The following is a 234-nucleotide window of genomic DNA, read 5'->3' on the forward strand; positions in this document are numbered from 1 at the left end:
GACCCCACCCGCAGAACCGACCGACTTGACACCAAACACCGAAGACGGGCGGCACCCAGTTCTCCCATGAGTAACTAACGCCGCCATATAATTTCAGGCACTCCACGGCAAAGCGATGCCCATCCGCGCTTGCCATGCCGAAATCGCATAAAACATAGTTCAGCGGGCCGCCCCACAATTGGAACTCCAGGAAATGTTGAATGGCGCCGTGGCCATCCGACCGATACAGGAACT

The 234-nt window shown here is 56.8% G+C and carries 1 protein-coding gene; it reads right to left on the minus strand.

The window, feature by feature from the left end; all coding sequences use genetic code 11:
- Window positions 1-234, minus strand: a 234-nt coding sequence (locus AF337_RS44385) for a hypothetical protein (RefSeq protein ID WP_210168059.1), incomplete at both ends; no start/stop codon positions are given.

It is taken from the genome of Rhizobium ecuadorense, from assembly GCF_001187535.1.
GTDB classification, from domain to species: Bacteria; Pseudomonadota; Alphaproteobacteria; order Rhizobiales; family Rhizobiaceae; genus Rhizobium; species Rhizobium ecuadorense.